Genomic DNA, 1876 nt, shown 5'->3' with positions numbered 1-1876 from the left:
CGGAATTCGGTCTTATGAATCGAATTCGAGGACACCCCGTCCCCGCAGTAGAGGAGACACCCTCTTCAGTTGCATCTCTAACATGTGGAACGTGATAACCGCAATGGGGTCTGGATTTCCAGTAGGTCAACCGCAAGGACGACTGAATTCCCCAGTGGGACAGGGATGACCCAAGAAGCGAACGCCAGTAAGCCGAAAGGCAAAGGAAATCCATAACCTGCTGGATAGGGCAATACCCAACCTGAAAGGGTGCTGACGTGGGTCAGGTGAATTACCCAAAGACTTCTGTAATGATTTCTCACTGAAGGACAAGTTAGATGCAAAGCATAGCTTTAGCAAACGGAACCAAAGGGCAAACCGATTGGAACGCCATTAACTGGCGCAAAGTCAATCGGACTGTCAGGAATTTGAGACAGAGAATCTTTCGGGCGACCACAGAACGAAACTATAAAAAGGTACGTTCGCTTCAAAAGCTAATGCTACGAAGCTATGCCAATATTCTTACGAGTGTTCGCAGAGTGACGCAGCAGAACGCAGGTAGAAATACGCCAGGAATTGACAAAGTAGTGGTGAAAACTCCTACAGCCAGAGGCAAACTGGTCGATGAATTATCGGTTTTCACCCTTTGGAGAGCAAAACCTGTGCGTCGGGTGTACATTCCGAAATCAAACAGAAAACAACGTCCTTTGGGAATCCCGGTTGTCCAAGATAGATGTCTTCAAGCAATGGTCAAGAACGCTCTTGAACCAGAATGGGAGGCAAATTTCGAGGGAACCAGCTACGGATTCCGCCCTGGTAGAAGTTGTCATGATGCAATTGAGAAGATCTTCGGCTTAGCTCGACCAAATAAACGGAAGAAATGGGTCGTAGATGCTGACATCAAAGGCGCATTTGACAATATCAGCCATGAATTCTTGCTCAAGGCAATTGGTGAAGTCCCTGGTCGGGAACTGATTAAACAATGGCTCAAGGCAGGATACATGGAACAAGGAGTTTTTCATGAAACGGATAGTGGAACTCCCCAGGGCGGCGTGGTGTCCCCCTTGTTAGCTAACATTGCCTTGCATGGAATGGAGGAAGCCATTGGTGTCAAATACGACTCCAGAGGTCAGTCTATTGGAAAGCGAGCAATCGTTCGTTATGCGGACGATTTTGCAGCATTCTGTGAGTCTAAAGAAGATGCCGAAGAAGTGATTGAAATCCTAAAAAGTTGGTTGCAACAAAGAGGGTTAGAGCTATCGGCCCAGAAAACCAAAATTGTTCATCTGAGTGAGGGATTCGACTTTCTAGGCTTCAACATCAGACACTACAGAGCCGAAAAAACCTCTAAAACAGGTTGGAAGCTGCTGATTAAGCCAAGCAAGGAATCGGTAAGCAAAATACGGAATAAGTTGCGAAAGGAATGGCTCTCCTTGCGAGGGTCGAATGTTCTAGCAATTATTAAACGCTTAAACCCGATTATTCGAGGATGGGCGAACTATTTCCGTTCAGGAGTGTCTTGTGAAATTTTTCATAGTCTTGACCGTTGGATGTTTCATCGGGCAGTTCGCCCGAGTCAAGCACACCCACCCTACAAAACCCCGTTACTGGAGACAAAGCCGGTATTGGGGCAGGCTGAATTTAGAGCGTAGCGACCGATGGGTATTTGGTGACAAAACCACAGGAATGCATTTGCTCAAATTTAGCTGGTTCAGGATAGAAAGACATATTCTGGTGAAGGGCAGATCATCTCCTGACGATCCAAATCTTAAAATCTACTGGCAAGACAGGGAGAAGGCTAAATCTAAATCTCTTACTCCCAGTAAACAAAAGATTGCTCAGAACCAAGGATGCATTTGTCCTAAATGCGGAGAATCTCTATTCAACGGGGAAGAAC

General features: G+C 46.3%; 1 protein-coding gene. It reads left to right on the top strand.

The window, feature by feature from the left end; translation table 11 throughout:
• Window positions 1-317 precede the first annotated feature (317 nt).
• A complete protein-coding gene (gene ltrA / locus QUA07_RS29835) occupies window positions 318-1631 on the top strand; it encodes a group II intron reverse transcriptase/maturase (protein ID WP_333332849.1) in 1314 nt (437 codons plus the stop codon).
• The last annotated feature ends 245 nt before the right edge of the window (window positions 1632-1876 follow it).

Source organism: Microcoleus sp. T3_A4, from assembly GCF_036700465.1.
GTDB lineage: Bacteria > Cyanobacteriota > Cyanobacteriia > Cyanobacteriales > Microcoleaceae > Microcoleus.
Note: the sequence above shows the minus strand (reverse complement) of the source record. Positions and strands in the feature narration are given on the sequence as shown.

Bases quoted from the DNA above. Each gene is read 5' to 3' on its own strand.
- ltrA (WP_333332849.1), top strand. From the start codon at position 318: ATGCAAAGCATAGCTTTAGCAAACGGAACCAAAGGGCAAACCGATTGG.